The following is a 25,625-nucleotide window of genomic DNA, read 5'->3' on the forward strand; positions in this document are numbered from 1 at the left end:
TGCCTGAATCTCTGTTTCCGGCGCCAGAAAGCCTGGCGCCAGGCTACGCCTTTGCCTGACATGCCGCAGACACCGCACCCATGTTCGAGCTCAGCATCCTTTTTCCCTCGGTCCTCAACGGCCTGACGACCGGCGCGGTCTACGCGCTGATCGCGCTGGGCCTCACGCTGATCTACGGCGTGCTGCACATCATCAACTTCGCGCATGGCGCGTCGCTGATGCTGGCGCTGTACGCCGTCTACCTGCTCAAGCAGCACTGGGGGATCGACCCCTACTTGGCGCTGCCCATCCTCGTGCCCGGCATGTTCGTCCTGGGTTATGGGCTGCAGCGCGTGGTCATCAACCGCGCCAGCCATGGCAAGGACGAAAACATCCTGCTGGTCACGCTGGGCATCTCCATCGTCATGGAGAACCTGGCGCTGCTGTTCTTCAAGTCCGACACGCGCACCATCGAAACGGCCTACACCCTGACCACCGTGGCCATCGGCCCGGCCATGATCGCGCTGCCCAAGCTGGTGTCGTTTGCCGGGGCGCTGGTGGTCTCGGGCCTGTTGCTGTGGATCGTGGGGCGCACCGACCTGGGCCGGGCCATCCGCGCCGTGGCGCGCGAAAAGCACGGTGCCAAGCTCATGGGCATCCACGTGGACCATGTCTACGCCATGAGCTTCGGCATCGGCCTGGCCTGCCTGGGGGCGGCTGCCTGCTTCCTGCTGCCGGCCTACTACGTCAACCCGCAGGTGGGCAGCGGCTTCGTGCTGGTGGCCTTCACCATCGTCGTGCTCGGCGGCATGGGCAGCTTCACCGGCGCGCTGGTGGGCGGGCTGCTGATTGGGGTGGTGGAGTCGCTTGGCGGCCTGTTCCTCGGTGAATCATTGGGGCAGATCGGCATCTTCGCCATCTTCATTGCCGTCTTGCTGTTTCGCCCGCAGGGCCTTTTTGGAGCCAGGCAGTGAACAAGCAACTCTGGGCCATTGGCCTTTTCGCACTCGCCATCGCAGCCCTCACGGGTTGGTCCGACTCGGGCGTGCTGCTCAACTTCGTGATGATGGCGCTGTACGCCGCCTTGCTGGCACAGGCCTGGAACATCCTGGGCGGCTTCGGCGGCCAGTTCTCCTTCGGCCATGCGCTGTTCTTCGGCACGGGCGCCTATATCCAGGCCATTGCACAGATGCAGGGCGGCATCAATGCCTGGCTGGCCCTGCCCATGGCGGTGGCCGGCAGCGCGCTGGTGGGGCTTTTCGTGGGCGGGCTGTCGTTCCGCTACGGGCTCAAGGGCTCGTACTTCGCGCTGGTCACGCTGGCGTTTGCCGAGGTGTTCCGCATCCTGGCGCTGTCGGTGCCCTTCACCGGCGCGGGCGTGGGGTTGATGCTGCCGCTCAGGGAGTCGCTCTCCAACATGCAGTTCGGCTCGCGCAAGGGCTATGTGTTCCTCATCCTGGCGCTGGTCACCCTGGCGCTGCTGGTGAGCTGGTGGCTGCGCAACTCGCGCTTCGGCGCCTGGCTGCAGGCCGTGCGCGACAACGAGGACGCGGCGCGCGCCATCGGCGTCAACCCGTTCACGGTGAAGATGGGCGCCATCGCGCTGTCGGGCGGCTTCATGGGCGCGGCCGGGGCGTTCTACGTGCAGGTGTTCCAGTACATCGACCCGGGCATTGCCTACGGTTCAGTGACCTCGGTGGAGGCGCTGGTGGCGGCCATCGTGGGGGGCATCGGCACCGTCTGGGGGCCGGTGCTGGGCGCGCTGGTGCTGCATGTGCTGGCCGACCTCACGCGCAACCTGTTCGGCCAGTTGCCGGGGATCAACATGGTGATCTACGGCGTGGTGCTGGTGCTCATCGTCATGTTCCTGCCGCGCGGCATCGCGGGCCTGGGCCAGTCGGTGGTGGACCTGTGGAAACGTTCGGGAGGCCGCCATGGCCAATGAGCTTCTAAAACTCACGGGGCTGGGCAAGTCGTTCGGCGGCCTCAAGGCGGTGCAGAACGTCAGCCTCACGGTGCCCGAAGGCTCGCTGACCGCGCTGATCGGCCCCAATGGCGCCGGCAAGACCACGCTGTTCGCGCTGATGACCGGTTTCGTCAAGCCCGACGCGGGCACGGTGCAGTTCGCCGGGCGCGGCATCACCGGCCAGGCACCGCACCTCAATGCCCGCCTGGGCATGGCGCGCACCTTCCAGATCGTGCAGCCCTTTGCGGCGCAGACCGTGCGCGAGAACATCGCCGTGGGCGCCCACCTGCACGAGCCGCGCCGCGCGTCCGCCCTGGCGCAGGCCACCGAGGTGGCGGCGCGCGTGGGTCTGTCGGCGCAACTGGACAAGCCTGCATCCGACCTCACCGTGGCGGGCCGCAAGCGGCTGGAGCTGGCGCGCGCGCTGGCCACCCGGCCGCGCCTGTTGCTGCTCGACGAGGTGCTGGCCGGTCTCAACCCCCAGGAGATTGCCGAGATGATTCCCGTGGTGCGCGGCATTGCAGAGGGCGGTGTGACGGTGCTGATGATCGAGCACGTGATGCAGGCCGTGATGAACCTGGCCGAGCACGTGTGGGTGCTGGCCCAGGGCCAGCTGATCGCCGAGGGCAACCCCGCCACGGTGACGTCCGACGAGCGCGTGATCGAGGCCTACCTGGGCCATGGCACGGCGGCGCGCCTGCGCGCCGCAGCCGCGAAGGAGGCCGCATGAGCACGGCACCGCTGCTCGATATTGCCGGCCTGCGCGGCGGCTATGGCCGCGTGGAGGTGCTGCGTGGCGTGGACCTGCAGGTGAACCCCGGCGAAACCGTGGCCCTGCTGGGCAGCAACGGCGCGGGCAAGTCCACGCTCAACAACGTGGTCTGCGGCATCTACCCGGCCTGGGCCGGGCGCGTGGCCTTCGGCGGCGTGGACCTGAGCGGTGCGCACTACACGGCGGTTGTCAAGGCCGGGCTGATCCAGGTGCCCGAGGGGCGCAAGATCTTCCCCAACCTGAACGTGCTCGAAAACCTGTCGCTGGGCAGCTTTTCGCGCGCCCGCGAACGCCGCGCCGAGAACATCGACAAGGTGTTCGCCACCTTCCCGCGCCTCAAGGAGCGCACCACCCAGCTGGCCGGCACCATGAGCGGCGGCGAGCAGCAGATGCTGGCCATTGGCCGCGGCCTGATGGCCGAGCCGCGCCTTTTGATCCTGGACGAGCCATCGCTGGGCCTGTCGCCGCTGCTGGTCGAAGAGATGTTCGGCCTGATCCGCCAGCTGCGCTCCACGGGACTGGCGGTGCTGCTGGTCGAGCAGAACGTGGGCCAGTCGCTGGAGATCGCCGACCGCGCCTATGTGATGGAGAACGGGAGCATCCGGTTTTCGGGTGCCCCCGATGAACTGCTGAGCAGCGACGAACTGCGCCGGGCCTACCTGGGCCTCTGACAAGGAGACAAGCCCCATGACGATTCCACGCCGAAACCTGCTGCTGGCCCTGCCCGCGGTGCTGCCCTTGGGCCATGCGCTGGCCCAGAACGCCCCCATCCGCATCCTCGTGGGTGCGCCCGCCGGCGGCTCCACCGACACCCTGGCGCGCAACCTGGCCAGCGAGATGGGCCGCCAGCTCGGCCGCACCGTGGTGGTGGAAAACCGCCCGGGCGCGGGCGGCAACATCGCGGCCGATGCGGTGGCCAAGGCCGCGCCCGACGGCAACACACTGCTCATGAGCTTCACGAGCCACGCGATCAACGCCAGCCTCTACCCCTCGCTGCCGTTCGACCCCATCAAGGATTTCACCCCGCTGACCTGTGTGGCCACCTCGCCATCGATCCTGGTGGCCAACCCCTCAGTGCCGGCCAAGGATGTGCGCGAGCTGATCGCGCTGGCCAAGGCCCGGCCGGGCAAGTTCAACTTCGCCATCGGTGCCGTGGGCTCCTCCCTGCACCTGGCGGGCGATGCCTTCAAGATGCAGTCGGGCGCCTACATCGTCAACATTCCCTACCGCGGCACGGCGCCGGCGCTGCAGGACGTGCTGGCCGGGCAGGTGGAGCTGATGTTCGCCGCCGTAGGGAACGCCCAGGCGCAGGTGCGGGCGGGCAAGCTGCGCGCGCTTGGCGTCACCAGTGCCCGGCGCCTGCCGGCCTTTCCGGACGTGCCCGCCATCGCCGAGGTGCTGCCGGGCTACGAGTCGAGCGCCTGGTTCGGCCTCTTCGGGCCCGGGAACATGGCCCCCGAGTTGGCCAAGCGCCTGAGCGACGCAGCCCGCCAGGCCATCGCCACGCCCGAGGTGAAAAAGCGCCTGGAGACCGAAGGCGCCGTGCCCGTGGGCAACAGCCCCGAGGAGTTCGCGCGCTTCGTGCAGGCCGAGATCCCGCGCTGGGCCAAGATCGTGCGTTTTGCTGGAGCCAAGCCCGAATGAGCTCCCCGCCCAGCACCCTGGCACAGAAGCTGGTGGCCCGCGCGAGCGGGCGCACCGGCCTGGCGCCGGGGGACATCGTCAACTGCAAGGTGGACCTGGCCATGTTCCACGACTCGTCCGGTCCGCGGCGCCTCAAGCCCATGCTTGACGAGCTCGGTGCCACCATCTGGGACAAGTCGCGGGTGGTGCTGGTCATGGATCATTACCTGCCCGAGCGCGACGAGGAATCGCGCCGCATCGTGCGCATCGCGCGCGACTGGGCGCAGGAGCAGGCCTTGCCCCATGTGTACGACGGCCAGGGCATCTGCCATGTGGTGGTGCCCCAGCACGGCCACATCCGCCCCGGCATGTTCTGCGTGGGGGGCGATTCGCATTCGCCCACGGGCGGGGCCTTCGGTGCCTATATGTTCGGCATCGGCAGCACCGAGATGCTGGGCGTGGTGGTCACCGGCGAGATCTGGCTGCGCGTGCCGCACACCCTGCAGATGCACTGGAGCGGGCGCCTTGCAGCCGGCGTGACCGCCAAGGACATGATGCTGCACTTGATCGGCAGTTTCGGCATGAACGGTGGCCAGTACCAGGCGGTGGAGTTCGCTGGCCCGGCCGTGCAGACCCTGTCGATGCAGGAGCGCATGACGCTCTCGAACATGAGCGCCGAGCTGGGCGCCCAGGCCGGCCTGATCGCCCCCGACGCGACCACGCACGACTGGCTGGCCGCCCACGGCGTGCCAGAAGCCGATCTGCAAGGCCTGGATGCCTGGGCGACCGACCCCGGCGCGCCGCTCACCCGCCATGATTTCGACGCCGACACCCTGGCACCCCAGGTGGCCGCGCCGCACAGCCCCGCCAATACCGCCGCAGTGGGTCAGCATGCGGGCACGCGCATCGACGTGGCCTACATCGGTGCCTGCACGGGCGCCAAGCTCGACGACCTGCGCGCCGCCGCCAGCGTGCTGCGCGGCCAGCGCGTGGCCAGCGGTGTGCGCCTGATGGTGGCACCTGCCAGCCAGCAGGACCAGGCCGCCGCCCGGGCCGAAGGCGTGCTGCAGGTGCTGGAGGACGCGGGCGCCGAGCTGTTCCCTACCACCTGCGGCGCCTGCGCCGGCTATGGCGATAGCGTGGGCGACGGCACTACCGTGATCTCCAGCACGGCGCGCAATTTCAAGGGGCGCATGGGCTCGGCCACGGCCCAGGTGTACCTGGCGTCGCCTTATACCGTGGCCGCCTCGGCCCTGCAGGGCCGGATTGCCGACCCGCGCGAGGTGCTGGCATGAGCGCCGCACTGCACAGGGTCTGGAAGCTCGGTGCCGACATCGACACCGACGTGCTGGCCCCAGGCCACGCGATGAAGCACGGCATCGACGTGCTGGCGCGCCACTGCCTGGAATCGGTGCGCCCGGACTTCGTGGGCGGCGTACGCCAGGGCGACGTGATCGTGGCCGGGCCCAATTTCGGCATCGGCTCCTCGCGCGAACAGGCCGCCGCGGTGCTGGTGCGGCTCGGCATCGTGGCGGTCATCGCGCCATCGTTCAGCGGCCTGTACTTTCGCAACGCCTTCAACCTGGGCCTGCTGCTGCTGACCTGCCCGCAGGCGGACCAGGTGGGCGAGGGTGCGCAGATTGCCCTCGACTGGCAGGCCCCTGCGGTGATCGCCGCGGATGGCAGGCGCCTGGCGTGCGATCCGATTCCCCCGTTTCTCATGGACATGGTGCGCGCTGGCGGTCTGATGAACCAGCTGCGCACCCGATTTGGCAAGGAGGCCTTGAATGGCTGAACAGACAACCACCACCAGCAGCACGGACCCCGTGACCCTCGCGGTGCTGCGCGGCCGGCTCGAGCAGATTGCCGACGAGATGGACGCCACGCTCTACCGCAGCGCGTTCAACCCCATCATCGCCGAGGCGCACGATGCCTGCCACGGCCTGTACGATGCCACGAGCGGCGACACCCTGGTGCAGGGCAAGTCGGGCCTGCCGGTGTTCGTGGGGGCCATGGCCTTCGCGGTGCGCGCGGCCATGCGCATCGCAGCCGGGCGCGGCGGCATGGCACAGGGCGATACCTGGCTGTTCAACGACCCCTACGAGGGCGGCACGCATGCCAACGACTTCAAGCTGGTGCGGCCCTTCTTTCGCGACGGCAGGCTGTACTGCTTTCTTGCCTCGGCCGCGCACTGGCACGATGTGGGCGGCAACGTGCCAGGCAACTACAACCCCGCCGCCACCGAGTGCTGGCAGGAGGCGGTGCAGATACCGCCGGTGCGCATCGTGCGCAGTGGCGCGCTCGATGAGGACGTGCTGGCCATCCTCAAGGCCAACACCCGCCTGCCCGACAGCCTGTGGGGTGACCTCAATGGCCAGCTCTCGGCCCTGGACCTGGGCGAGCGGCGCCTGCACGACCTGCTCGACCAGTATGGCGACACCGTGGTGCTACAGGCCATGGGCGAGCTGCGCACGCGCGCCGTCAGGCTCATGCGCTCGCACATCGCGGCGCTGCCCGATGGGCGCTACAGCTTCAGCGACATGCTGGACAACGATGGCGTGAAGGACGAGGCGCTGACCATCGCCCTGGACATGACCGTGCAGGGCGACCGGCTCACGCTCGACTTCTCGCGCACCTCACCCCAGTGCGCCGGTCCAGTCAATATCTCGCGCGCCACGGCCATCGCGGCCTGCTACGTGGCGCTCAAGCACCTGTTTCCGGATGTGCCGGCCAATGCGGGTGTGCTCGACGCGGTGGACTTCGTGCTGCCCGATGGCCTGGTGATCAGCGCCGCGCGGCCGCGCCCGGTGGGCGGCTACACCGAGACCATTTTGCGCATGATCGACGTGATCTTCAGCGCCACGGCCCTGGCCGCGCCAGAACGGGCCATGGCCCAGGCCTACGGCACCATCAATGCGCTCTCGATCGCCGGGCACCGCACCGATGCCGCCCGCAAGGGCCAGCGCTGGGTGATGTTCAGTTTCTTCGGTGGCGGCCACGGCGGGCATTCGGACGGCGACGGCATGAGCCACGGCAATGCGCCGATCTCCACCGCGACCATTCCGCCGCTGGAGATCCTGGAGGCAGCGTACCCCGTGCGCTTCACCCAGTGGGCGCTGCGCCCAGGCTCGGGCGGCGACGGCCAGCACCGCGGCGGCCTGGGGGCCATCTACGAGATCGAGCTGCTGGAGCAGGACGCCGAGGTCTTCATCTTCGGCGAGCGCGGCAAGGCCGCGCCCCAGGGCATTGCCGGGGGCGGGGAGGGCGCCATGAACGTCTTCAGCTACGAGAACGCGGGCACGTGGAAGGTGCCGCCCATGCGCTCCAAGATGATCGGTATCCAACTGAAAAAGGGCGAGCGCGTGCGCCTGGAGACACCCGGTGGCGGGGGCTACGGCGTGCCGGCGGCACGGTCAGCCGCAGCGCGCCGGAGCGACGAGGCGATGGGTTATGTGGTGGCGGACAACAGCGCAGCAGCAGTGAAAGGCGCAGCATGAGCGGCAAGGCTTCCTTCGTGGTGGGGGTGGACGTGGGTGGCACCTTCACTGATCTGTTCGTGCTGGACGAGACCGATGGCAGTGCGCGCATCGTCAAGGTGCCCTCCACAAGGGGCGAGGAGGCGCGCGGCTTCATGAACGGGGTGGCCCGCGTGGCGGATTCGGCGGCGGCCATCGCCACCATCGTGCATGGCACGACGGTGGGCACCAATGCGCTGCTGGAGCGCAAGGTGGCGCGCACCGGCATCATCACCACGCGCGGCTTTCGCGACGTGCTGGAGATGCGCCGTCGTGACCGCCCGCAGACCTGGGGCCTGCGCGGCAGCTTCGAGCCCATCGTGCCGCGCGACCTGCGCCTGGAGGTGGACGAGCGCGTGCTGGCCGATGGCACGGTGCACACGCCTGTAGACCTGGGCCAGGTCAAGGCGCAGGCCCAGGCATTGCTCGATGCCGGCTGCGAGGCCGTCTGCGTGTTCTTCATCAACACCTATGCCAACCCGGCCAACGAGCAGGCAGCCGTGGCCGCCGTGCGCAGCCTCTGGCCCAACCCGCATGTGACGGCCGCCAGCGAGGTGCTGCCCGAGATCCGCGAGTTCGAGCGCTGCTCGACCGCCACGCTCAATGCCGCGCTGCAGCCGGTGGTGGGCAGCTACCTGGAGCGGCTGGAGGGTGACCTGCGCGGCCAGGGTTTCGCAGGCGAACTGCTCATCGTGCAAAGCAATGGCGGCGTGATGTCGCGCCAGACGGCCTGCGACGTGCCGGTGCGCACGGCGCTGTCGGGCCCGGCGGCCGGGGTGATCGCCTGTGCGGCCATCGCGCGGGCGGCAGGCTTCCCGGATGCCATCACGGGCGACATGGGGGGCACTTCGTTCGACGTGTCGCTGGTCGCTGGCGGCGAGGCGGCCTTGGCGGCGCAGACCGCCATTGAGTTCGGCATGGTGGTGCGCTCGCCCATGATCCAGATCGAGACCATCGGCGCGGGCGGCGGCTCCATCGCCTCGGTGGACGCCAGCGGCATGCTGCAGGTGGGTCCCGAGTCGGCCGGCAGCGTGCCGGGCCCCGCCTGCTACGGGCGCGGCAACACCCGGCCCACGGTGACGGATGCGAACGTGCTGCTGGGCCGCATCGCGGCCGACCGGCCCCTGGGCGGCGGCCTGCTGGCTGCCATGGACGCGGGCAAGTCGCGCGAGGCCATTGAAGTCCATGTGGCCCAGCCCCTGGGCCTGGATGTGATGGCGGCGGCCGAGGCCATCCTCACCGTGGCCAATGCCAAGATGGCCGGCGCCGTGCGCGTGGTGTCCATCGAGCGCGGGCATGATCCGCGCCGGTTCGCCTACATGCCGTTCGGCGGTGGCGGCGCGCTGCATGTCTGCGCCATGATGCGCGAGGTGGGCGTGGGCACGGGCATCGTACCGCGCTATCCCGGTGTTACATCCGCCCTGGGCTGTGTGATGGCCGACATGCGCCATGACGCAGTGCAGACCCTGAACAAGCCCCTGGCCGACCTGGACGTGGCCGACTTGCGCCAGCGCGTGCAGGCCCTGTCGGCTGCCTGCCAGCAGCGGCTGGACTCGGCGGGTGTGCAGTTCGTGCAGGTGCAGGAGGTCATTGCGCTGGACATGCTCTATGCCGGGCAGACGCACACCGTGCAGGTGCCGCTCGCAGCGGAGGCACTCACCCGCGAGGGTATCCAGGCGGCGTTCGAGGCTGCCTACCGCGCCGCCTTCGGCCGCGTGCTCGACGGCATCGCGGTGCGGGTGATGAACCTGCGCTATGCCCGCGTGGGTGTGCGCCCCAAGTTCGACCTCACGGTGCTGGCCCCGCAATCGGCCACGCTGAACCCCTCCCTGGGCGTGCAGCGGGTGTTCCACGCCGGCCAGTGGTGGGATGCAGCGCGCCATGCGCGGCTGGACCTGCCGGTGGGCGCCCGCATCGACGGCCCGGCCATTTTGGAACAGCCCGACACCACGGTGTGGCTGGAGCCGGGCTTCCATGCCACGGTGGACACGCTGGGCAACCTCCTGGTGCGCGCAGCATGACGGCCGCCACGCCCCTCAGTCCGCGGCGCGTGGCGCTGGTCGTGGTCGACCTGCAGAACGACTTCCTGGCGCCCGACGGTGCCTATGCGCGCGGCGGCGCGGTCAGCCCTGCGGCGCAGGCCTTGCCGGCGCGGGTTGCGCAGGTGGCCACCTCCGTCAAGGCCGGCGGCGGCCTGGTCGCGGGCAGCCAGTTCACGCTGTGGCCCGACGCCCAGGGCGAGCCCATGGTCTCGCCGCACCTCCAGGCGCTGCGGCCCTTTCTGCGGCGCGGCGACTTCGCGCCCGGCAGCCGTGGCCAGGCCCATGTGCCCGAGATCGCCCCCTGGGTGGATGTCTCGGTGTGCAAGGTGGCCTACTCGGCTTTTTTCAACACCCAGCTCGACTGGGTGCTGCGCCGCGCGGGCATCGACACCGTGGCCGTGTGCGGCATCGTCACCAACGGCGGCGTGGCCAGCACGGTGCGCGATGCCCACATGCGCGACTACCGCACCCTGGTGCTGTCGGACGGCTGCGCCGCCTTCCGCCAGGACGTGCACGACACCGCGCTGGCCGACATGGCCACCGTGGCCAAGGTGCTGAACTGCGCCGATTTCATGGCTGCGCTGGCGGCTGGCACGCCATGACGGGCACGGTGCCGACCATTCGCCGCGCCGACCGGATGCCTGCGGCCGCGCAGGGCAACCATGTGCCCGTGGCCATCGTGGGCGGCGGCGCCTGCGGCCTGACGGCCGCGCTGGTGCTGCACGACCTGGGTATCGAATGCGCCGTGCTGGAGCGCGATGCCACGCCCACGGGCTCCTCGGCCCTGTCCTCGGGCTTCATCCCGGCACCGGCCACGCGGGTGCAGAAGGAACTGGGCATTGGCGACAGCCCCGAGCGCTTTGCCGCCGACATCAGCGCCAAGGCCAAGGGCAGGGCGGCACCGCAACTGGTGCAGGCCTATGCCCGGGCCATCGGCCCTGCGCTCGATGCGCTGCAAGAGCGCCATGGACTGCAGTGGCAGGTGCTCGACGGCTTTCTGTACCCCGGCCACAGCCTGCGCCGCATGCATGCCGTGCCCGAGAAGACCGGGGTGGGCCTGATGGGCCGCCTGGCCAACGCCGCTGCGGCGGCCGATATCCCCCTGGTGACCGATGCCACTGTGCGCGAGCTGTGGGCCGACGACACCGGCCTGGTGATCGGCGTGGGCTACGAGCGGCCGGATGGCACGCTGGAGCACCTGTCGTGCGATGCGGTCCTCCTGGCCTGCAACGGCTTTGGCGGCAATGCCGCCATGGTGCGCGAGCTGCTGCCCGAGATGCGCGATGCCCTGTTCGCCGGCCACACGGGCAACGATGGCAGCGCCATCGCCTGGGGCCGTGCGCTCGGCGCGCGCCTGGCGGACCTGGGCGGCTACCAGGGCCATGGCTCCTGGGCCATCCCGCAGGGTGCACTGATCTCCTGGGCGCTGATGATGGAGGGGGGCCTGCAGGTCAACGCGCTGGGCCGGCGCTTCCACGACGAGACGCAGGGCTACTCGGAGGCCTCGGTGCATGTGCTGGCGCAACCGGGTGGCGTGGCCTGGAATGTGTTCGACGCGCCCCTCCTGGCGCTGGCGCGCGGCTTTCCGGACTTCGTGGATGCCGAGGCTGCGGGCGCCGTGAAGCATTGCGACAGCGTGCAGGCCCTCGCGGCCGTGATCGGCTGTGATGAGGCCGCTCTGGCGGCCACCATCGGGGGGCAGGGCCCGTACCCGCGTCCGGACGCCCGGCCGCTGCAGGCACCGTTCTGCGCCGTGAAGGTCACGGGCGCGCTGTTCCATACCCAGGGCGGTCTCGATATCGACGCGCAATGCCGGGTAATCGACACCACAGGCTGCCCGTTTCCCAACCTGCTGGCAGCCGGCGGCGCGGCGCGCGGCGTCTCGGGCGATGCCGTCTGGGGCTACCTCTCGGGCAATGGCCTGCTGAGCGCGGTGGCCGGTGGCTACATCGCGGCCCACACCGCCGCCCACCTGCTGGAACCCACCAAGAGCACCACCGCATGAGCACGATATCCCTGCATGAACGGCTGCAGCAGCCGCAGATCCTTCTGGCCCCCGGCGTCTACGACGCACTGAGCGCCCTGGTGGCCGAGCAGGCCGGCTTCGAGGCGCTGTACCTCTCGGGCGCCTCCATCGCCTACACGCGGCTGGGCCGTTCCGACGTGGGCCTGACCACCTACACCGAGGTGGAGGACACGCTGGCGCGCATCACCGAGCGGGTGCGAGCGCCGGTCATCGTCGATGCCGACACCGGCTTCGGCAACGCCCTGAATGTGCAGCGCACCGTGCGCGGCTTCGAGCGAGCCGGCGCCGCCATGGTGCAGATCGAGGACCAGGGCTTTCCCAAGCGCTGCGGCCACCTGGACGGCAAGAGCGTGGTGCCTGCCGCCGAAATGGTGGGCAAACTGCGCGCCGCGCTCGACGCGCGCCACCATTCCCACACCTTGGTGCTGGCACGCACCGATGCCTTGGCTGTGGAGGGCACCGAGGCGGCCTTCGACCGCGCCGAGCAGTACCTCGAATGCGGTGTGGACGCGCTCTTCATCGAAGCCCTGCGCACGCCTGAGCAGATGGACGCCGCCTGCCAGCGCTTTGCCCACCGCATCCCGCTGCTGGCCAACATGGTCGAAGGCGGCAAGACCCCGGTGCAAAGCGCGCAGGAGCTGGGGCAGCGCGGTTTTCGCATCGCCATCTTCCCGGGCGGCACGGCGCGGGCCGTCGCCCACACCCTGCAGGGCTATTACGCCAGCCTGCACACGCACCAGACCACGGCGCCGTTCAAGGAGCGCATGCTGGACTTCGACGGGCTCAATGCGCTGATCGGGACACCCGAGTTGATGGAGCAGGGCAGGAAGTACGAATAGCCCCGCCGGCACTGCGGCACCCGAGGCCGCTTACCATCCCATGGAAATCCTTCCTTGCATGGAGAACACATGGCAGACAAACTGCAAACCATCACCCTGGGCGGCGGTTGCTTCTGGTGCACCGAGGCGGTGTTCGACCGCGTGCGCGGCATCACCGACGTGGAAAGCGGCTACACCAATGGCCAGACCATCCAGCCCACCTACGAGCAGATCTGCCAGGGCGACACCGGGCATGCCGAAGTGGTGCGCCTGACCTTCGATGCCGACGAGATCAGCCTCGAAGAGATCCTGGAGATCTTCTTTCACACCCACGACCCGACCACGCTCAACCGCCAGGGCAACGACGTGGGCACCCAGTACCGCAGCGGTATCTACTACGAAGACCCGGCCCACGGCGAATTGGCCAACGCCATGGTGCGCCAGATGTCGCAGGACAAGCTGTTCGGCGCGCCCATCACCACCGAAGTGAAGCCCCTGGCCAACTACAGCACGGCCGAGGACTACCACCAGGACTACTTCGCCAAGCACCCGGGCCAGGGCTACTGTGCCTTTGTGGTGGGCCCCAAGGTGGACAAGTTCCGCAAGACCTTCCGCAAGTACCTCAAGGAGGACTGACGGTACCCGCCCCGGGCGCTACCCGCACGCGCACCACGCCGCCCAGCAGCCCACCCATGGCCCGTTGCAGCCGGGAGGCGGGGCGGCTCGACAGCAGGGTGCGCAGGATGTCCTGCGCACTGATGATTTCCGGGCGCGCAAAGCCGCAGTCCGCGAGCATGGCCTGCAGTTCAGTGTCATCCAGGAGGCAGTTCCAGGGCTCGCCCATGCGGCGAAAGCGGCGCGCCATCAGGCCCAGGGCCAGCCGCCGGCCCAGCTCCTTCGGGGCAGGGCGCCGCACATAGTCGAAAACCAGCACGCTGCCCGGCGCCATCTGCGTCCCGATGCGTTCCAGCGTGGCCCGTACGGCCGAGGGGGCCAGGTACATGCTGACGCCCAGCCAGGCAAACACGGTGCGTTCGTGCGGGTCCAGACCCTGGGCTATCAGATATTGCATGAAGTCCTGGCGCTCGAAGTCCACCGGCACATGGGTCGCGCCTGGCCTCATCCACAGGCCGGCGCAGGCGGCCAACTGCTGCTTCCAGGCCTGGGTGGCCGGGTGGTCGACCTCGAACACCCGGGCAAGCCCCTTGGGCCAGCCCCTGCGCAAGGCGAACGTGTCCAGGCCCGCGCCCAGCACCACGTACTGCGTGGCCCCGGCGGCCACCGCCTCGCGCAGGGTGTCTTCGGCGATGCGGCTGCGGGCGGCCAGGGCGCCGCGCATGGCTTCGGAAAAGCTGCCCCGGTCGCTCAGGTGCCCTCCGGGGCCATGGTCGATGGCCCATTGGCGCACCGCGACGCCCAGTTCGGGGCCCAGGATGTCGAGGGCCAGGGGGTCGGCGAACACTTCACCCCCGTCCAGCAACTGGTGCCGGGCGCGGGCAATGCCGCACAGCAAGGCCGTGCGGCTGGGCCGGGCCGAGGCCAGAAGGGGTTGCAGGGCAGAAGAGAGGGGAGGTGGGTTGTGGGCCATGGAGGCGATTCTGAAAGGCCCGCGCCCGGCCGTCTTGAACGATTTCGCCATGGGCACCCCGGGCGCTTGCCTGGCGAACCCGTTTACGATGCGAGGCGTGCGCCTGCGATTCCCGCTCCCTTTTGCCACCGTCGCCCTGCCGCCTGTTGCGCTGGCAGGTTGTATCCGTGCCTACCTCATCAAGGACACCACGGGCGGCAAGCCCCTGCAGGAGGCACCGCGTCTGAACCGCTACCCGGCATCGGTCTACTGCGGCGTGGCCTGGTTTCTACAGGGCAGCTCCGAGCGCATCGATCCCGAAGGCGGTGCACCCCAGCCCCTGGCCTCCACGCTGCTGCTGGGACCGCAGACCCGCCCCTGGGCCACGCGCAATCCCGGGCCGGTGCGCACCTTCGGGGTGGTGTTCCAGCCCCATGCCTTCCACCAGCTCACCGGCCTGCCCATCAGCGCACTGGTGGATGGCCTGCTGCCCGCCCAGGAGGTGCTGCCGGCGCCATGGCGTGCGCTGTGCGATGCCGTGAGGCAGGCGCAGGATGATGCCGCCCGGATGGCACTGATCGAAGACATGGTGGCCACCCATTGGCGCAGCGGCGATGGCGCGCAGGTTGCCGATGGTGCCGACGGTGCCCCTGGCGCCAGCTGGATGCGCGCGCTGCAGGCCCATGCAGCGGCCAGCGGGCTGGGCGGCAGCCTGCGCAGCCTGGAGCGCCACGCCCGCGCCTGGGCAGGCCAACCCGTGCGCCGCCTGGCCTGGCTGTCGCGCGCCGAATCGACCTTGCTGCAGGCACGCACCGACAGCGAGCACAGCGGCCAGGTGCCGCGCTGGCAGGACGTGGCCTCTGGCGCAGGCTATGCGGACCAGTCGCATTTGTGCCGCGAGACGCAGCGCGTCACCGGGCACAGCCCGGGCGAACTGGCGCGCGGCGTGGACACGGACGACAGCTACTGGTTCTATCGGCTCTGGTCTTGACCGGCGGCTTCGTCCGGAAATGGCCGGCAACCGGTGTGCAGCATGCATAATGCAAGTCGATTGCGTTACCAGGCCAGCGCCGGTCAGCCACTCCCTTCATGCCCACGATTCATCCCCCTCTTTCTTCTGCCGCCGCCACGCACAGCGCCTGGACCCTGCCAGCCGGCATGCGGGCCACGCGCGCCACGCGGGCGCTGGCACAGCTGTTCGAGGCGCGGCCCGATGCCGCGCTGTCCGAAGCCGAGGTGGAAGCCGCCCTGGCGGCAGCCGGTGCGCCGGTCAACAAGGTCACCGTCTACCGCATGCTCGACCGCTTTGCCACCGCCGGCCTGCTGCAGCGGCAGGTGGATGCCGCCCGCGTCACGCGCTTTGCGCTGGCGCCGCAGGGCGGGGAGGGCACAGCTCCCCGCTTCGAGTGCGGCGACTGCCACCGCCAGTTTCGCCTGGCGCAAGGCTCGGCGCGCGTGCAAAGCGCCTTGAAGCAGGTGCTGCAGGCGCTGGCCACGGCCGGACACGAAAGCCTGGCGGTGGACATTGCCGTGCGCGGCCGTTGCGCCGGGTGCGCGCACCCGGCCGAGGGGGCCGCCGCATGATCCGCACACGGGGCCTTTCGTACGCCTATGCCGCAGGCAGCGAAGCACTGCGCTTTCCCGATGTGGACCTGCGCCAGGGCGGCACCTTGCTGCTGCGCGGGCGCTCGGGCACGGGCAAGTCGACCTGGCTGGCCCTCATGGCCGGGTTGCGCTCGCCTGCGGGCGGCGACCTGTTCGTGGCCAGTACCCAGTTGGGCACACAGCGCGGCGCCGAGATCGATGCCTGGCGCGCGCGCAGCGTCGGCTTTTTGCCGCAGAAGCTGCACCTGAGCAGCGCGCTCACCGTGTCCGACAACCTGGCCCTGGTGTACTTTGCGGCCGGCCTGCCGCGCGACGATGCGGCCATCAACCGCGCACTGGCCCAGGTGGGCGTGGCCGAGCTGGCCGCGCGCCGCCCGCACCAGCTCTCGGGCGGGCAGGCGCAGCGCGTGGCGCTGGCCCGCGCCGTGCTGCTGCAGCCGCAGATCCTGCTGGCCGACGAGCCCACCGCCAGCCTCGATGACGAGGCCGCGGCCGATGCCCTGGCCCTGCTGCAGAGCAGCGCCGCAACGTGCGACGCCAGCCTGGTGATCGCCACGCACGACCAGCGCGTGGTACAGGCCCTGGCCGCCGTGCCGGGCCTGCAGCAACTCGATCTCAACGCCATGCGCGTCTCCTGATTCCATGGCCAAACTTCTTTCGCTTTCCTGGCGCTATCTCTGGGCGCGCCCGCTGGCCGCCGTGCTCAACCTGCTGGTGCTCACGCTCGGCCTGGCCGCCATCACCCTGGTGCTGCTGGTGGCCACGCAGCTCGACCGGGCCTTCGAGCGCGACCTGGACGGCATCGACCTGGTGGTGGGCGCCAAGGGCAGCCCGCTGCAGCTCATCCTGGCCGGGGTGTTCCATATCGATGTGCCCACGGGCAACATCCCGCTGCAGGAAGTGCAGGCCCTGCAGAAGAACCCGCTGGTGGCCCAGGTGATCCCGCTGAGCCTGGGCGACAGCTACCAGGGCTTTCGCATCGTGGGCACCACGCCGGACTACCTGGCGCTGTATGGCGCCACCGTTGCGCAAGGCCAGCCCTGGCAGCAGCCCATGGATGCGGTGCTGGGCGCCACGGTGGCACGCGGCATCGTGGGCGGAGCGCATGCCGGCGCGCCGCTGGTCGGTGCCACCTTCATCGGCAGCCATGGCCTGGGCGGGGGAGGGCATGCCCATGGCGAGCACCCGTACCGCGTGGCCGGCGTGCTGGCCGCCTGCGGCTGCGTGCTCGACCGGCTCATCCTGACCTCCACCGAATCCGTCTGGATGGTGCACGAGACGGCCACCGCCACCGAGCCCGAGGACCTGGCGGTGCTCAAGGAGGAGCGCGAGGTGACCGTGGCCCTGCTGCGCTACCGCACGCCCATGGCCGCCGTCACGCTGCCGCGCCAGATCAATGCCGACACGTCGATGCAAGCAGCGGCCCCGGCCATCGAGGTCACGCGCCTGCTGCGCCTGCTGGGCGTGGGGGCCGATGTGCTGCGCGCCTTTGGCGGCGTGCTGCTGGCCGTGGCCGCGCTCAGCGTGTTCATCGCCCTGTGGAATGCCGTGCGCGAGCGCCGCACCGACCTGGCCATGCTGCGCATGCTGGGCGCGCCGCCGGGCCGCGTGGCGGGCCTGGTGCTGTGCGAGGCCCTGTGGCTGGCCGTCCTGGCCTCGGCCCTGGGCCTGCTGCTGGGCCATGGCCTGGCCCAGGTGCTCGGCTGGGTGCTGCAGGCCCAGGGCCTGTTGCCCGTGAGCGGCCTGGTGTGGCTGCCCGCCGAGGCGGGTGTGCCGCTGATCGCCGTGGTCGTGGCCGCCTTTGCTGCGCTGCTGCCCGCCATGCAGGCCTACCGCACCGAAGTGGCCGACCTGCTCAGCCAACCCTGATTACCAACTGCTCCCGAAAGGATCGTCATGAAAAAACTGCTCACCGCCCTGGCCCTGGCCCCCTTGCTGCTGGCAGGCGCCCTGGCACACGCCCAGGGCGCGCACTCCGACCAGGAAACCAAGGCCGACATCCAGCGCCACCGTGCCATGGCCGCCGCGCACGAGGCTGCAGCCAAGTGCCTGGAGTCGGGCAAGGGCCACGACCAGTGCCAGAAGGAACTCCAGGTGGCCTGCAAGGGTCTTGGTATCGGCAAGTTCTGCGGCATGCGCCATGCGCATTGACCCATTGCACACGACGCCTGCACAACTGTAAGAAAATACCACCGGCCCCGTTAACAAGGACTTCTGCATGCACCACCCTCCATTGCCCCGTTCCCTGCCAGCGCGCTCTGCCGCGCTGGTGCTGGCCTGCGCCCTGGCGGGGGTGGGCAGCGCCCATGCCGAAAGCAAGCCTGCGGCCACGGCCGGCGCGCCCTACAACACGCCGGTGCTCAGTTCGCCCATGCCGGGCACGGCGCCGACGGGCTCGGGCGCGGGCTACCACAGCCCCAACAGCCCCATCGCGCCGCTGCCCCAGCGCAACGACGTGGTGCCATGGTCGGTACTCAGCGACCTGACCAAGAAGACCACCAAGGACGGCATCCTGCCCGTGTTCAACGCCCAGCAGCAGGGCATGGACAAGACGGTGCAGCGCATCCAGGGCTTCATGATGCCGCTCGATGCCAAGGCCACGCAGACGCACTTTCTGCTCACCTCCGTGCCGCTGACCTGCTCGTTCTGCATTCCCGGCGGGCCCGAAAGCATGGTCGAAGTGAAGGCCAAGACACCCGTGCGCTACTCGCTCGAGCCCGTGGTGGTCGAGGGCCGGTTCACCGTGCTGCAGAACGACCCCTACGGCCTGTACTACCGCGTGGTCGAAGCCGTGCCGGTGAAGTAACAAGACAATCCTCCCCGTGACCCCCCTGCGCACCCAGCCGACTGCCCTTGCGGCAGTTGCCCCCCGCCCCCGGCGGGGTGCGCGCGCGTGGGTGGCCCATGCGGCGCTGGTGTGGCTGGTGCTGGCCCTGGCCTGGGTGCCCACGCTCGGGCGGCTGCACCAGGTTGCGCACGCGCAGCCGCTGGCCCAGATCCATGCCGGCCATGGCACGCCGGCCGTGGTGGAGCATGCCTCCGCCCATGCACCGGACTTGCTCGGCGGCTTCCTGGCAAGCCACAGCCGGGTGGACTGCCTCTTGCTCGACCAGTTGGCGCTGGGCGATGCCTTGCACGGCACCGCCCCGGTGCTGCTGCCCCGATCACCGGCCCTTGCGCCGGTGGCTGTGCACGCCGAGCGCGTGCTGGCGCGCCATGTCGCGCTGTTCCAGGCGCGCGGACCGCCTGCCTTGCTGGGCTGAAGACCCCGCCTTGCTGTCCTTGGCGTACTGCGCAGGGACTGGCGGGTGCATTGCGCCCCCATTCCCCATGACCCCCTGACGGCAGCGGCCTGCAATCCAGGCCGCGCAGCCGTGCTTCCCTTTTTCTCCATGCCTGCCCAGCAGCATGAATGCGCGCACCCGCGCCCGGCCTTTGCCAATGAACACCATGACGACACCACAACGCCACGCCACCCCCCGCCGTCCCGCCCTGCACCCCACCTTGCATCCTGTGGCCCTGGCCGCCATGCTGGCGATCTCGGCCGGTGGCACTTTTGCCCAGACGGCGGCACCTGCCGCCCCCGATGCGCCCAGCCTGCCCTCCGTCACGGTGTCCGCCAGCGGCCTGCAGCTGGGCGCCAGCGAAATGACCACGCCCGTGAGCGTGCTCGAGGGCGACGAACTCGTGCGCCGCCGCGAGGCCACCCTGGGCGAGACGCTCAACAGCGAGCCCGGCATCACCAGCAGCCACTTCGGCGCGGGCGCGAGCCGCCCCATCATCCGCGGCATGGACGGCCCGCGCGTGAAGGTGCTGTCGGATGGTGCCGAACTGCACGATGCCTCGACCATCAGCCCCGACCATGCCGTGGTGTCCGAGCCCCTGCTGGCCACGCAGATCGAAGTGCTGCGCGGCCCCTCGGCCCTGGTGCATGGCAACGGCGCCGTGGGCGGCGTGGTCAACGTGCTCGACGGCAAGATCCCCACGGCCATTCCGCAGAAGGGCTACGAAGGGAGTGCCGAGCTGCGCGCCAACACCGGCGCACGCGAGGGGGCAGGGGCCTTCTCACTGACCGGCGGCGCCGGCAACCTCGCGATGCATGTGGAAGGCGTCTCGCGCGATGCCGGCGACTACCGCGTGGGCAAGGGCTGGGCGCCGAATGGCGAACCGGCCAGGAAGGTGCTGGGCAGCTTCAACCGCACCGACACCGGCAGCGTGGGCCTGTCCTGGGTGGGCGACCGTGGCTACCTGGGCGCCGCCTACACCCGCCAGACGGCGCGCTATGGCCTGCCGGGCCACAACCACAGCTTCGAAGGCTGCCACACCCACGGCAACCACCTGCACTGCGGCGAGCATGGCGAAGAGGACGGGCACGACCACGACCATGGCGCCGAGGCCGGCGACGTGCCGGTGGTGGACCTGCGCAGCGAGCGCTTCGATGTGCGCGGCGAGCTGCGCAACCCGTTTGCTGGTTTCTCGGCCCTGCGCCTGCGTGCCGGCGTGACGGACTACGTGCACGATGAGGTGGAGGATGGCGCCATCAGCACCACCTTCAAGAACAAGGCCTATGACACGCGCGTCGAGCTGCAGCACGAGCCGATTGCCGGCTTCAAGGGCGTGTTCGGCCTGCAGACCTCAGAGCGCAAGTTCAGCGCCGACGGGGAAGAGGCCTATGTGCAGCCCACCACCACGCGCAAGACCGGCCTGTTCGTGCTCGAGGAGTACCGCCTGGGCGACTGGCGCTTCGAAGGTGCGCTGCGCCACGACCGCCAGACGGCCGAGGCCCAGACCTCGGGCATCGAGCGCAGCCACAACGGCACCTCGGCATCGCTGGGCGCCGTGTGGCAGTTCACCCCGGGCTACCAGCTGGGCACCTCGCTGACCCGCGCCAGCCGCGCGCCATCGGCCGAAGAGCTCTACGCCAACGGCCTGCACATGGCCACCAGCACCTACGAGCGTGGCAACGCCGACCTGCGCTCCGAAACCTCGCAGAACATCGACCTGAGCCTGCGCAAGACCAGCGGCGACACCACTTTCGGCGTGAGCGTGTTCCGCAACCGCATCAGCAACTACATCTACGGGCGCACGCTCGACGAAGTGGATGGCCTGCAACTGCTGCAGTACGCCCAGGCCGACGCCACCTTCACCGGCATCGAGGGCCAGGTGCGCCAGCGCATCACGCGCAACCTGGGCGTCACTTTGTTCGGCGACACGGTGCGCGCGCGCCTGGCCGGTGGCGGCCTGCTGCCGCGCATTCCCGCCACGCGCGCCGGGGTGCGCATGGATGCCAACTGGAACGCCTGGGACGGCCAGGTCGAATGGGTGCAGGTGGCACGCCAGAACCGCGTGGCCGAGTTCGAGTCGGCCACGCCCGGCTACGGCATGCTCAACCTGGGCGTGAGCTACAGCGGCAAGTACAACGGCGAGACGCCCTGGCAGGTGTACCTCAAGGCCAACAACCTGACGGACCGCCTGGCCTACGCCCACACCTCGTTCATCAAGAACGCAGCGCCGCTCATGGGCCGCAACCTGACGCTGGGGGTCAAGGTCGCGTTCTGATGCCAGGGCCGGCCGCAGGGCCGGCCCGAAGTTCCATGGGTTTACACGAAACGTATATGTTTCGTATAATTCAGCCCATGGGTATCGTCAAAATTTCCGACCAAATGCATGAGAACCTGCGCATTGCCAGCAATGCGCTGTCTCGTTCCATCAATTCCCAGGCCGAGCACTGGATGCGCGTGGGCATGCTTGCCGAGCTGCACCCCGAGCTCAGCCACAGCCAGATCTGCCAGATGCTGATCCGCGCCGAGCAGGCGGGCGGATTCGATCTGGCCGTGCTGGCGCAGGCCCTGCCATCTGCCGACGGTGGCAGCAAGCCCAGCGTTCAGGTCAGGCGGGTGCAGTGATGGGAGCCAGGCACCCCCAGGTGATCATCAAGACGCCCGCCGAGATCGCCCAGTCGCGCATTGCCGCCCAGTTGGCGGCCCGGGTGCTGCAGATGATTGGCCCCTATGTACAGCCCGGCGTCTCCACCGAGGCGCTGGACGAGCGCTGCCGCGAATTCATCGTGAACGAGCTGCAGGCCATACCGGCCAACATCGGCTACCACGGCTTCACCAAGACGGTGTGCACCTCCGTCAACCATGTCGTCTGCCATGGCGTGCCTGCGGCCGACAAGGTGCTCAAGAAGGGCGACATCATCAACATCGACGTGGCCGTTCTCAAGGACGGCTGGTTCGGCGACACCAGCCGCATGTACTACGTGGGTGAGCCCAACCGCCTGGCGCGGCGCCTGGTGGAGACCACCTACGAGGCCATGTGTGCCGGCATCCGCCAGGTGCGCCCCGGCGCCACGCTGGGGGACGTGGGCCATGCCATCCAGAGCGTGGCCGAGCGCGAGCGCTTCAGCGTGGTGCGCGACTACTGCGGCCACGGCATCGGGCAGATCTACCACGAGGACCTGCAGGTGTTGCACTACGGCCAGCGCGGCCAGGGCATCACCCTGGAAGAGGGCATGGTCTTCACCATCGAGCCGATGATCAACGTCGGCAAGCGCGAAACCCGCGAACTGCCCGACGGCTGGACCGTGGTCACACGCGACCACTCCCTGTCGGCCCAGTGGGAGCACATGGTGGCCGTGACGGCCGATGGTTTCGAGGTGCTGACGGCCTGGCCCGAGGGCACGGGGAGCTATCCGGCGATTGCCTGAATCCGGTGGTCACTTGGATGGAGCTCAACCCACGACGCGCTGGGTGAAAGGAATGCCGTTGAACGTGTGGGTGCAGCAGCGGCAATGCGGAGCGAGGCTGGACGGGCCCAGTGCCGGATTGACAATCTGCAGGATGCCTTTCTCATCGACATACAGGCCGCTGAAATAGCTGGCTTCGCCCAGGCGCACGTACTCCTGGCGCTGGTGTGCTTCCAATGCCACCATCCAGTAGATTGGCGCGTGCTGGTCCAGCCGCGAAACGGCTTCGCGATGGACATCGTTCCACGGCATACCGACCCTGGACAGCAGAAACCTGAACAGTGGCGTGTAGTCCAACCCTCGGCGCACCTTGCCATGCATCGACAGGCGTTGCGGTGATGGTGCCAGCCCGTGGCGCTCGCCTGGCTCCCTGGCGTTGCGCCCATGCCGGTAGTCCCCGCCGAAGAGGTGGTGAACACCGCGCGCCGTCGTGTTCACACGGCGGTACAGTGGGTCTTTTGGCGGATCTCCGGTGTTTTTTCGCATGGCTTTTTGTCGCTTTTCGCATTCTCGCGCAAAGGCACTGGATGCCTCTTTCGGAGCCTTGCTGAAAGGGGCGGGGCACGCATCTACCGCGCTGCCTGCATCGCCTCGAACTGCTCCACCGGCATGGGCCGCGCAAACGCAAAGCCCTGCAGCACATCGCAGCCGGCGTCCACTAGGTAGTCGATCTGCGCCTGGGTCTCCACGCCTTCGGCCGTGACCGCCAGGCCCAGGCCGTGCGAGAGCGCGATGATGGCCTTGACGATCATGCGGCTGTGCTCCTGCTCGGGCAGGTCGCGGATGAAGCTGCGGTCGATCTTGAGCCGCTTCATCGGCAGGCGCCGCAGGTAGGCCAGCGACGAGTAGCCGGTGCCGAAGTCGTCGATGGCCAGGTGCACGCCCAGCTGGCTCAGGCGGTGCAGGGTGCTGGCGCAGGCGTCCATGTTCTCCATGAGCACGGTCTCGGTGAGCTCGATCTCCAGCAGGTGGGCCGGCAGGCCTTCCTCGCGCAGGATGTCCATCACGCGTTCCAGGAACTGCGGGTCGTTAAGCTGCCGTGCCGAGACGTTGACCGCCACGCGCAAGGGGGCCCGGCCCTGTGCCTGCCATCGCGCAGCGTCCCGGCATGCGGTGCGCACCACCCAGTAGCCAAGGTGCACGATCAGGCCGCATTCTTCCGCAACCATCACGGCCTCCAGGGGCGGGATATGGCCCAGCCTGTCATGCGACCAGCGCAGGAGCGCCTCGGCACCGATCATCTTCTGGTCCCCGGCCGAAAACACCGGCTGGTAGTGCAGGGCCAGGCCTTGTCCGTCCTCCAGCACCTGGCGCAGGGCCTTCTCGATGGCATGCCGGCGCACGGCGGCGAGGTTCATGGACGCATCGAAGCGCTCGCAGCGGTTCTTGCCGAGGTCCTTGGCGCGGTACATCGCCGTGTCGGCGCAGCTGATGAGGCTGTCCCGGTCCGGCGCGTCGCCCGGGTAGGTGGCGATGCCTGCGCTGCAGGTCACCATCACCTCCTGGTCCGACTCGACAAAGCCTTTCTCGAACACGGCAATGATGCGTTCCGCGTAGCTGCCGAGGGCCGCCTCGTCCATGTCCAGCCGCAGAATGACGGAAAACTCGTCGCCCCCCATGCGGCAGATGTCGTCGCCCGCGCGCACCACCGACTGCAGGCGCTGTGCCACCTGGCGCAGCAGGCCGTCTCCGGCGGCATGGCCGAAGGTGTCGTTCAAGGTCTTGAAATTGTCCAGGTCGATGTAGACCAGTGCCAGCTTGCTGCCCAGCGTGGCGGCGCGGTCGATTTCATGCGCCAGGCGCTCGTTGAAGAAGTGCCGGTTGCCCACGCCCGTCACCGCATCCTGGTGGGCCAGCACCTGAAGGCGGCGCTCCGCCTCGCCGACCGCCGCGCGGCTGCGCAGCACCAGCGCGGTGGCCAGCGCCATGGTGCCGCCGGCGATGAGCAGTGCGCCGCCGAAGCGGATGACCAGGTGGGTGTAGACCTCGCCCATCGACTTGCGCAGGTAGATGCTGCCCGAGCTTTTGCCCCGGAACTTCACGGGCTTGGCCATCTCCAGCAGGTACAGGCCCTGGTGTTCGAAATCCCCGTTGCCACCGCCCGGGAGCGTGCCCGGAGCCACCTGGTCGCCATCGCGCTGGTACGAGGCGAAGAGGACGCCCTGTGCATCGTAGATGCCAGCCATCAGCACCATGGGCGAGGCCTTGAGGGCGCCCAGGATCTCTTCCGCCGTATGGGCATCGCGGAACATCACGGCCGTGGAGATGTTGTCGGCCACGATGGCCGCCTCCACCCGGCTGTCGGCGAGCATGGCCTGGCGGCTGCTCCAGTAGTCGAAGGCCGTCAGGGCCAGGACCATGGTCAGCAAGGCCAGGCCGGTGGCCAGCAGCCCGGTCGCCACCACGCGCGATGACAGCTGCCCTGGGTCTGCGGTGGCCGGGCTGTCGGGATTCACCGGGCCCCCCTGGACAGGCGCAGCAGGCGTGAGCTGACCGACAGGCCGGCCTTGCCGATGGCATCGGCATTGATGTCGAAGACGATGCGGTCGCCGTCCCGGTGCAGGGTGATCATGATGTCCGCCGGGGCGGCCGCCGGATCGTCGGCGATGGTCAGCACGGCTGTTTTGCCGGGGGCGGTGCGCAGTGCGCGCAGGGCCCGGTCCGTGTCCGCGCCATGCAGCACCAGCACGCGGCAGTCGTCGATTTCGTTCGCCTCCCAGAGGCGTATGCGGATGGGGTTGTCCTTGCGCGCGGGGCGACCCTCCAGTGCCAGCAGGGTGCGTTTCAGCGGGCTGAAGGGGGACACGCAGATGGTCCATTCGGTGCCGGCGCGGCCATCGCCCTGGGGCCATTCGACGAACTGGATGAAGTTGAAGACATAGGCGGCCTTCATCTCGTTTTCGCCGATTTTCTCCTGCGCGCCGCTCCAGGGACAGCAGGCAAGCATGCACAGCCCCGCGAGGA

The 25,625-nt window shown here is 69.3% G+C and carries 27 protein-coding genes; 23 read left to right on the plus strand and 4 right to left on the minus strand.

Annotation, left to right across the window (positions count from 1 at the left end; genetic code table 11):
• Positions 1–80 precede the first annotated feature (80 nt).
• From U5N23_RS13845 to msrA, 13 genes are all read left to right on the plus strand, one after another.
• Positions 81–953, plus strand: a complete 873-nt coding sequence (locus U5N23_RS13845) for a branched-chain amino acid ABC transporter permease (protein WP_322593384.1) — start codon at positions 81–83, stop codon at positions 951–953.
• Positions 950–1,924, plus strand: a complete 975-nt coding sequence (locus tag U5N23_RS13850; protein WP_322593385.1) for a branched-chain amino acid ABC transporter permease — start codon at positions 950–952, stop codon at positions 1,922–1,924. The genes U5N23_RS13845 and U5N23_RS13850 overlap by 4 nt, the downstream gene beginning before the upstream one ends.
• Positions 1,914–2,675 carry an ABC transporter ATP-binding protein gene (locus U5N23_RS13855; protein WP_322593386.1) on the plus strand — a complete coding sequence of 254 codons (762 nt, stop codon included), beginning with the start codon at positions 1,914–1,916 and terminating at the stop codon, positions 2,673–2,675. The genes U5N23_RS13850 and U5N23_RS13855 overlap by 11 nt, the downstream gene beginning before the upstream one ends.
• Entirely contained in the window at positions 2,672–3,388 is a 717-nt protein-coding gene (locus U5N23_RS13860; RefSeq protein WP_322593387.1) for an ABC transporter ATP-binding protein, read from the plus strand. The genes U5N23_RS13855 and U5N23_RS13860 overlap by 4 nt, the downstream gene beginning before the upstream one ends.
• Positions 3,389–3,410: 22 nt before the next feature.
• The gene (locus U5N23_RS13865) at positions 3,411–4,361 is read left to right on the plus strand and encodes a tripartite tricarboxylate transporter substrate binding protein (protein ID WP_416208621.1); all 951 of its coding nucleotides are present in this window, start codon (positions 3,411–3,413) and stop codon (positions 4,359–4,361) included.
• The gene (locus U5N23_RS13870; RefSeq protein ID WP_322593389.1) at positions 4,358–5,635 is read left to right on the plus strand and encodes a 3-isopropylmalate dehydratase large subunit; all 1,278 of its coding nucleotides are present in this window, start codon (positions 4,358–4,360) and stop codon (positions 5,633–5,635) included. Before U5N23_RS13865 ends, U5N23_RS13870 begins: the two co-directional genes overlap by 4 nt.
• The gene (locus tag U5N23_RS13875; RefSeq protein ID WP_322593390.1) at positions 5,632–6,135 is read left to right on the plus strand and encodes a 3-isopropylmalate dehydratase; all 504 of its coding nucleotides are present in this window, start codon (positions 5,632–5,634) and stop codon (positions 6,133–6,135) included. Before U5N23_RS13870 ends, U5N23_RS13875 begins: the two co-directional genes overlap by 4 nt.
• On the plus strand, positions 6,128–7,837 hold the full coding sequence (locus U5N23_RS13880; protein ID WP_322593391.1) for a hydantoinase B/oxoprolinase family protein: 1,710 nt from the start codon (positions 6,128–6,130) through the stop codon (positions 7,835–7,837). The genes U5N23_RS13875 and U5N23_RS13880 overlap by 8 nt, the downstream gene beginning before the upstream one ends.
• Complete coding sequence (locus tag U5N23_RS13885; protein ID WP_322593392.1) at positions 7,834–9,876, plus strand: hydantoinase/oxoprolinase family protein; 2,043 nt, start codon at positions 7,834–7,836, stop codon at positions 9,874–9,876. Before U5N23_RS13880 ends, U5N23_RS13885 begins: the two co-directional genes overlap by 4 nt.
• Positions 9,873–10,499 carry an isochorismatase family cysteine hydrolase gene (locus U5N23_RS13890; protein ID WP_322593393.1) on the plus strand — a complete coding sequence of 209 codons (627 nt, stop codon included), beginning with the start codon at positions 9,873–9,875 and terminating at the stop codon, positions 10,497–10,499. The genes U5N23_RS13885 and U5N23_RS13890 overlap by 4 nt, the downstream gene beginning before the upstream one ends.
• A complete protein-coding gene (locus U5N23_RS13895; RefSeq protein ID WP_322593394.1) occupies positions 10,496–11,902 on the plus strand; it encodes an FAD-dependent oxidoreductase in 1,407 nt (468 codons plus the stop codon). Before U5N23_RS13890 ends, U5N23_RS13895 begins: the two co-directional genes overlap by 4 nt.
• Positions 11,899–12,762: an isocitrate lyase/PEP mutase family protein gene (locus U5N23_RS13900; protein ID WP_322593395.1), complete on the plus strand. Its 864-nt coding sequence runs from the start codon at positions 11,899–11,901 to the stop codon at positions 12,760–12,762. The genes U5N23_RS13895 and U5N23_RS13900 overlap by 4 nt, the downstream gene beginning before the upstream one ends.
• Before the next feature lie 69 nt (positions 12,763–12,831).
• On the plus strand, positions 12,832–13,377 hold the full coding sequence (msrA, locus tag U5N23_RS13905) for a peptide-methionine (S)-S-oxide reductase MsrA (protein WP_322593396.1): 546 nt from the start codon (positions 12,832–12,834) through the stop codon (positions 13,375–13,377).
• On the opposite strand, the gene U5N23_RS13910 is transcribed toward msrA, so the two are convergent.
• A complete protein-coding gene (locus tag U5N23_RS13910) occupies positions 13,364–14,329 on the minus strand; it encodes an SAM-dependent methyltransferase (protein WP_322593397.1) in 966 nt (321 codons plus the stop codon). The genes msrA and U5N23_RS13910 overlap by 14 nt on opposite strands.
• Before the next feature lie 97 nt (positions 14,330–14,426).
• On the opposite strand from U5N23_RS13910, the gene U5N23_RS13915 reads away from it, so the two are divergent.
• From U5N23_RS13915 to map, 10 genes are all read left to right on the plus strand, one after another.
• Positions 14,427–15,299: a DUF6597 domain-containing transcriptional factor gene (locus U5N23_RS13915; RefSeq protein WP_322593398.1), complete on the plus strand. Its 873-nt coding sequence runs from the start codon at positions 14,427–14,429 to the stop codon at positions 15,297–15,299.
• 167 nt (positions 15,300–15,466) lie between these two features.
• Complete coding sequence (locus U5N23_RS13920; protein ID WP_322593879.1) at positions 15,467–15,892, plus strand: transcriptional repressor; 426 nt, start codon at positions 15,467–15,469, stop codon at positions 15,890–15,892.
• On the plus strand, positions 15,889–16,551 hold the full coding sequence (locus U5N23_RS13925; RefSeq protein ID WP_322593399.1) for an ATP-binding cassette domain-containing protein: 663 nt from the start codon (positions 15,889–15,891) through the stop codon (positions 16,549–16,551). Before U5N23_RS13920 ends, U5N23_RS13925 begins: the two co-directional genes overlap by 4 nt.
• 4 nt (positions 16,552–16,555) lie before the next feature.
• Entirely contained in the window at positions 16,556–17,782 is a 1,227-nt protein-coding gene (locus U5N23_RS13930) for an ABC transporter permease (protein ID WP_322593400.1), read from the plus strand.
• A gap of 27 nt (positions 17,783–17,809) precedes the next feature.
• On the plus strand, positions 17,810–18,064 hold the full coding sequence (locus tag U5N23_RS13935; RefSeq protein ID WP_322593401.1) for a hypothetical protein: 255 nt from the start codon (positions 17,810–17,812) through the stop codon (positions 18,062–18,064).
• A gap of 67 nt (positions 18,065–18,131) precedes the next feature.
• Positions 18,132–18,719, plus strand: coding sequence for a DUF3299 domain-containing protein (locus U5N23_RS13940; RefSeq protein WP_322593402.1), 588 nt, complete (start codon positions 18,132–18,134; stop codon positions 18,717–18,719).
• 16 nt (positions 18,720–18,735) lie between these two features.
• A complete protein-coding gene (locus U5N23_RS13945) occupies positions 18,736–19,176 on the plus strand; it encodes a hypothetical protein (RefSeq protein WP_322593403.1) in 441 nt (146 codons plus the stop codon).
• 187 nt (positions 19,177–19,363) lie between these two features.
• Positions 19,364–21,472: a TonB-dependent receptor domain-containing protein gene (locus tag U5N23_RS13950; protein ID WP_416208609.1), complete on the plus strand. Its 2,109-nt coding sequence runs from the start codon at positions 19,364–19,366 to the stop codon at positions 21,470–21,472.
• A gap of 77 nt (positions 21,473–21,549) precedes the next feature.
• A complete protein-coding gene (locus U5N23_RS13955; protein ID WP_322593404.1) occupies positions 21,550–21,819 on the plus strand; it encodes a ParD-like family protein in 270 nt (89 codons plus the stop codon).
• Positions 21,819–22,622 (plus strand): type I methionyl aminopeptidase, encoded by an 804-nt coding sequence (map, locus tag U5N23_RS13960; protein WP_322593405.1) that lies wholly within the window; start codon positions 21,819–21,821, stop codon positions 22,620–22,622. The genes U5N23_RS13955 and map overlap by 1 nt, the downstream gene beginning before the upstream one ends.
• Positions 22,623–22,646: 24 nt before the next feature.
• Here the strand turns inward: map and U5N23_RS13965 are convergent, their stop codons facing one another.
• From U5N23_RS13965 to U5N23_RS13975, 3 genes are all read right to left on the minus strand, one after another.
• Positions 22,647–23,147, minus strand: a complete 501-nt coding sequence (locus U5N23_RS13965) for a hypothetical protein (RefSeq protein ID WP_322593406.1) — start codon at positions 23,145–23,147, stop codon at positions 22,647–22,649.
• 83 nt (positions 23,148–23,230) lie between these two features.
• On the minus strand, positions 23,231–25,117 hold the full coding sequence (locus tag U5N23_RS13970) for a putative bifunctional diguanylate cyclase/phosphodiesterase (RefSeq protein WP_322593407.1): 1,887 nt from the start codon (positions 25,115–25,117) through the stop codon (positions 23,231–23,233).
• Positions 25,114–25,608, minus strand: a complete 495-nt coding sequence (locus U5N23_RS13975) for a YfiR family protein (RefSeq protein WP_322593408.1) — start codon at positions 25,606–25,608, stop codon at positions 25,114–25,116. The genes U5N23_RS13970 and U5N23_RS13975 overlap by 4 nt, the downstream gene beginning before the upstream one ends.
• Positions 25,609–25,625: the final 17 nt, after the last annotated feature.

Origin of the sequence: Acidovorax sp. (assembly GCF_034519795.1) — a bacterium.
GTDB lineage: Bacteria > Pseudomonadota > Gammaproteobacteria > Burkholderiales > Burkholderiaceae_C > Acidovorax.

Excerpts from the sequence above, each read along its gene's own strand:
- U5N23_RS13965 (WP_322593406.1), bottom strand. The coding sequence starts at position 23,147 with ATGCGAAAAAACACCGGAGATCCGCCAAAAGACCCACTGTACCGCCGT.
- U5N23_RS13935 (WP_322593401.1), top strand. The coding sequence starts at position 17,810 with ATGAAAAAACTGCTCACCGCCCTGGCCCTGGCCCCCTTGCTGCTGGCA.
- U5N23_RS13900 (WP_322593395.1), top strand. The coding sequence starts at position 11,899 with ATGAGCACGATATCCCTGCATGAACGGCTGCAGCAGCCGCAGATCCTT.
- U5N23_RS13950 (WP_416208609.1), top strand. The coding sequence starts at position 19,364 with ATGACGACACCACAACGCCACGCCACCCCCCGCCGTCCCGCCCTGCAC.
- U5N23_RS13910 (WP_322593397.1), bottom strand. The coding sequence starts at position 14,329 with ATGGCCCACAACCCACCTCCCCTCTCTTCTGCCCTGCAACCCCTTCTG.
- U5N23_RS13895 (WP_322593394.1), top strand. The coding sequence starts at position 10,496 with ATGACGGGCACGGTGCCGACCATTCGCCGCGCCGACCGGATGCCTGCG.
- U5N23_RS13955 (WP_322593404.1), top strand. The coding sequence starts at position 21,550 with ATGGGTATCGTCAAAATTTCCGACCAAATGCATGAGAACCTGCGCATT.
- map (WP_322593405.1), top strand. The coding sequence starts at position 21,819 with ATGGGAGCCAGGCACCCCCAGGTGATCATCAAGACGCCCGCCGAGATC.
- U5N23_RS13845 (WP_322593384.1), top strand. The coding sequence starts at position 81 with ATGTTCGAGCTCAGCATCCTTTTTCCCTCGGTCCTCAACGGCCTGACG.
- U5N23_RS13880 (WP_322593391.1), top strand. The coding sequence starts at position 6,128 with ATGGCTGAACAGACAACCACCACCAGCAGCACGGACCCCGTGACCCTC.
- U5N23_RS13925 (WP_322593399.1), top strand. The coding sequence starts at position 15,889 with ATGATCCGCACACGGGGCCTTTCGTACGCCTATGCCGCAGGCAGCGAA.
- U5N23_RS13855 (WP_322593386.1), top strand. The coding sequence starts at position 1,914 with ATGGCCAATGAGCTTCTAAAACTCACGGGGCTGGGCAAGTCGTTCGGC.
- U5N23_RS13920 (WP_322593879.1), top strand. The coding sequence starts at position 15,467 with ATGCGGGCCACGCGCGCCACGCGGGCGCTGGCACAGCTGTTCGAGGCG.
- msrA (WP_322593396.1), top strand. The coding sequence starts at position 12,832 with ATGGCAGACAAACTGCAAACCATCACCCTGGGCGGCGGTTGCTTCTGG.
- U5N23_RS13870 (WP_322593389.1), top strand. The coding sequence starts at position 4,358 with ATGAGCTCCCCGCCCAGCACCCTGGCACAGAAGCTGGTGGCCCGCGCG.
- U5N23_RS13940 (WP_322593402.1), top strand. The coding sequence starts at position 18,132 with ATGCACCACCCTCCATTGCCCCGTTCCCTGCCAGCGCGCTCTGCCGCG.
- U5N23_RS13975 (WP_322593408.1), bottom strand. The coding sequence starts at position 25,608 with ATGCTTGCCTGCTGTCCCTGGAGCGGCGCGCAGGAGAAAATCGGCGAA.
- U5N23_RS13860 (WP_322593387.1), top strand. The coding sequence starts at position 2,672 with ATGAGCACGGCACCGCTGCTCGATATTGCCGGCCTGCGCGGCGGCTAT.
- U5N23_RS13885 (WP_322593392.1), top strand. The coding sequence starts at position 7,834 with ATGAGCGGCAAGGCTTCCTTCGTGGTGGGGGTGGACGTGGGTGGCACC.
- U5N23_RS13875 (WP_322593390.1), top strand. The coding sequence starts at position 5,632 with ATGAGCGCCGCACTGCACAGGGTCTGGAAGCTCGGTGCCGACATCGAC.
- U5N23_RS13890 (WP_322593393.1), top strand. The coding sequence starts at position 9,873 with ATGACGGCCGCCACGCCCCTCAGTCCGCGGCGCGTGGCGCTGGTCGTG.
- U5N23_RS13930 (WP_322593400.1), top strand. The coding sequence starts at position 16,556 with ATGGCCAAACTTCTTTCGCTTTCCTGGCGCTATCTCTGGGCGCGCCCG.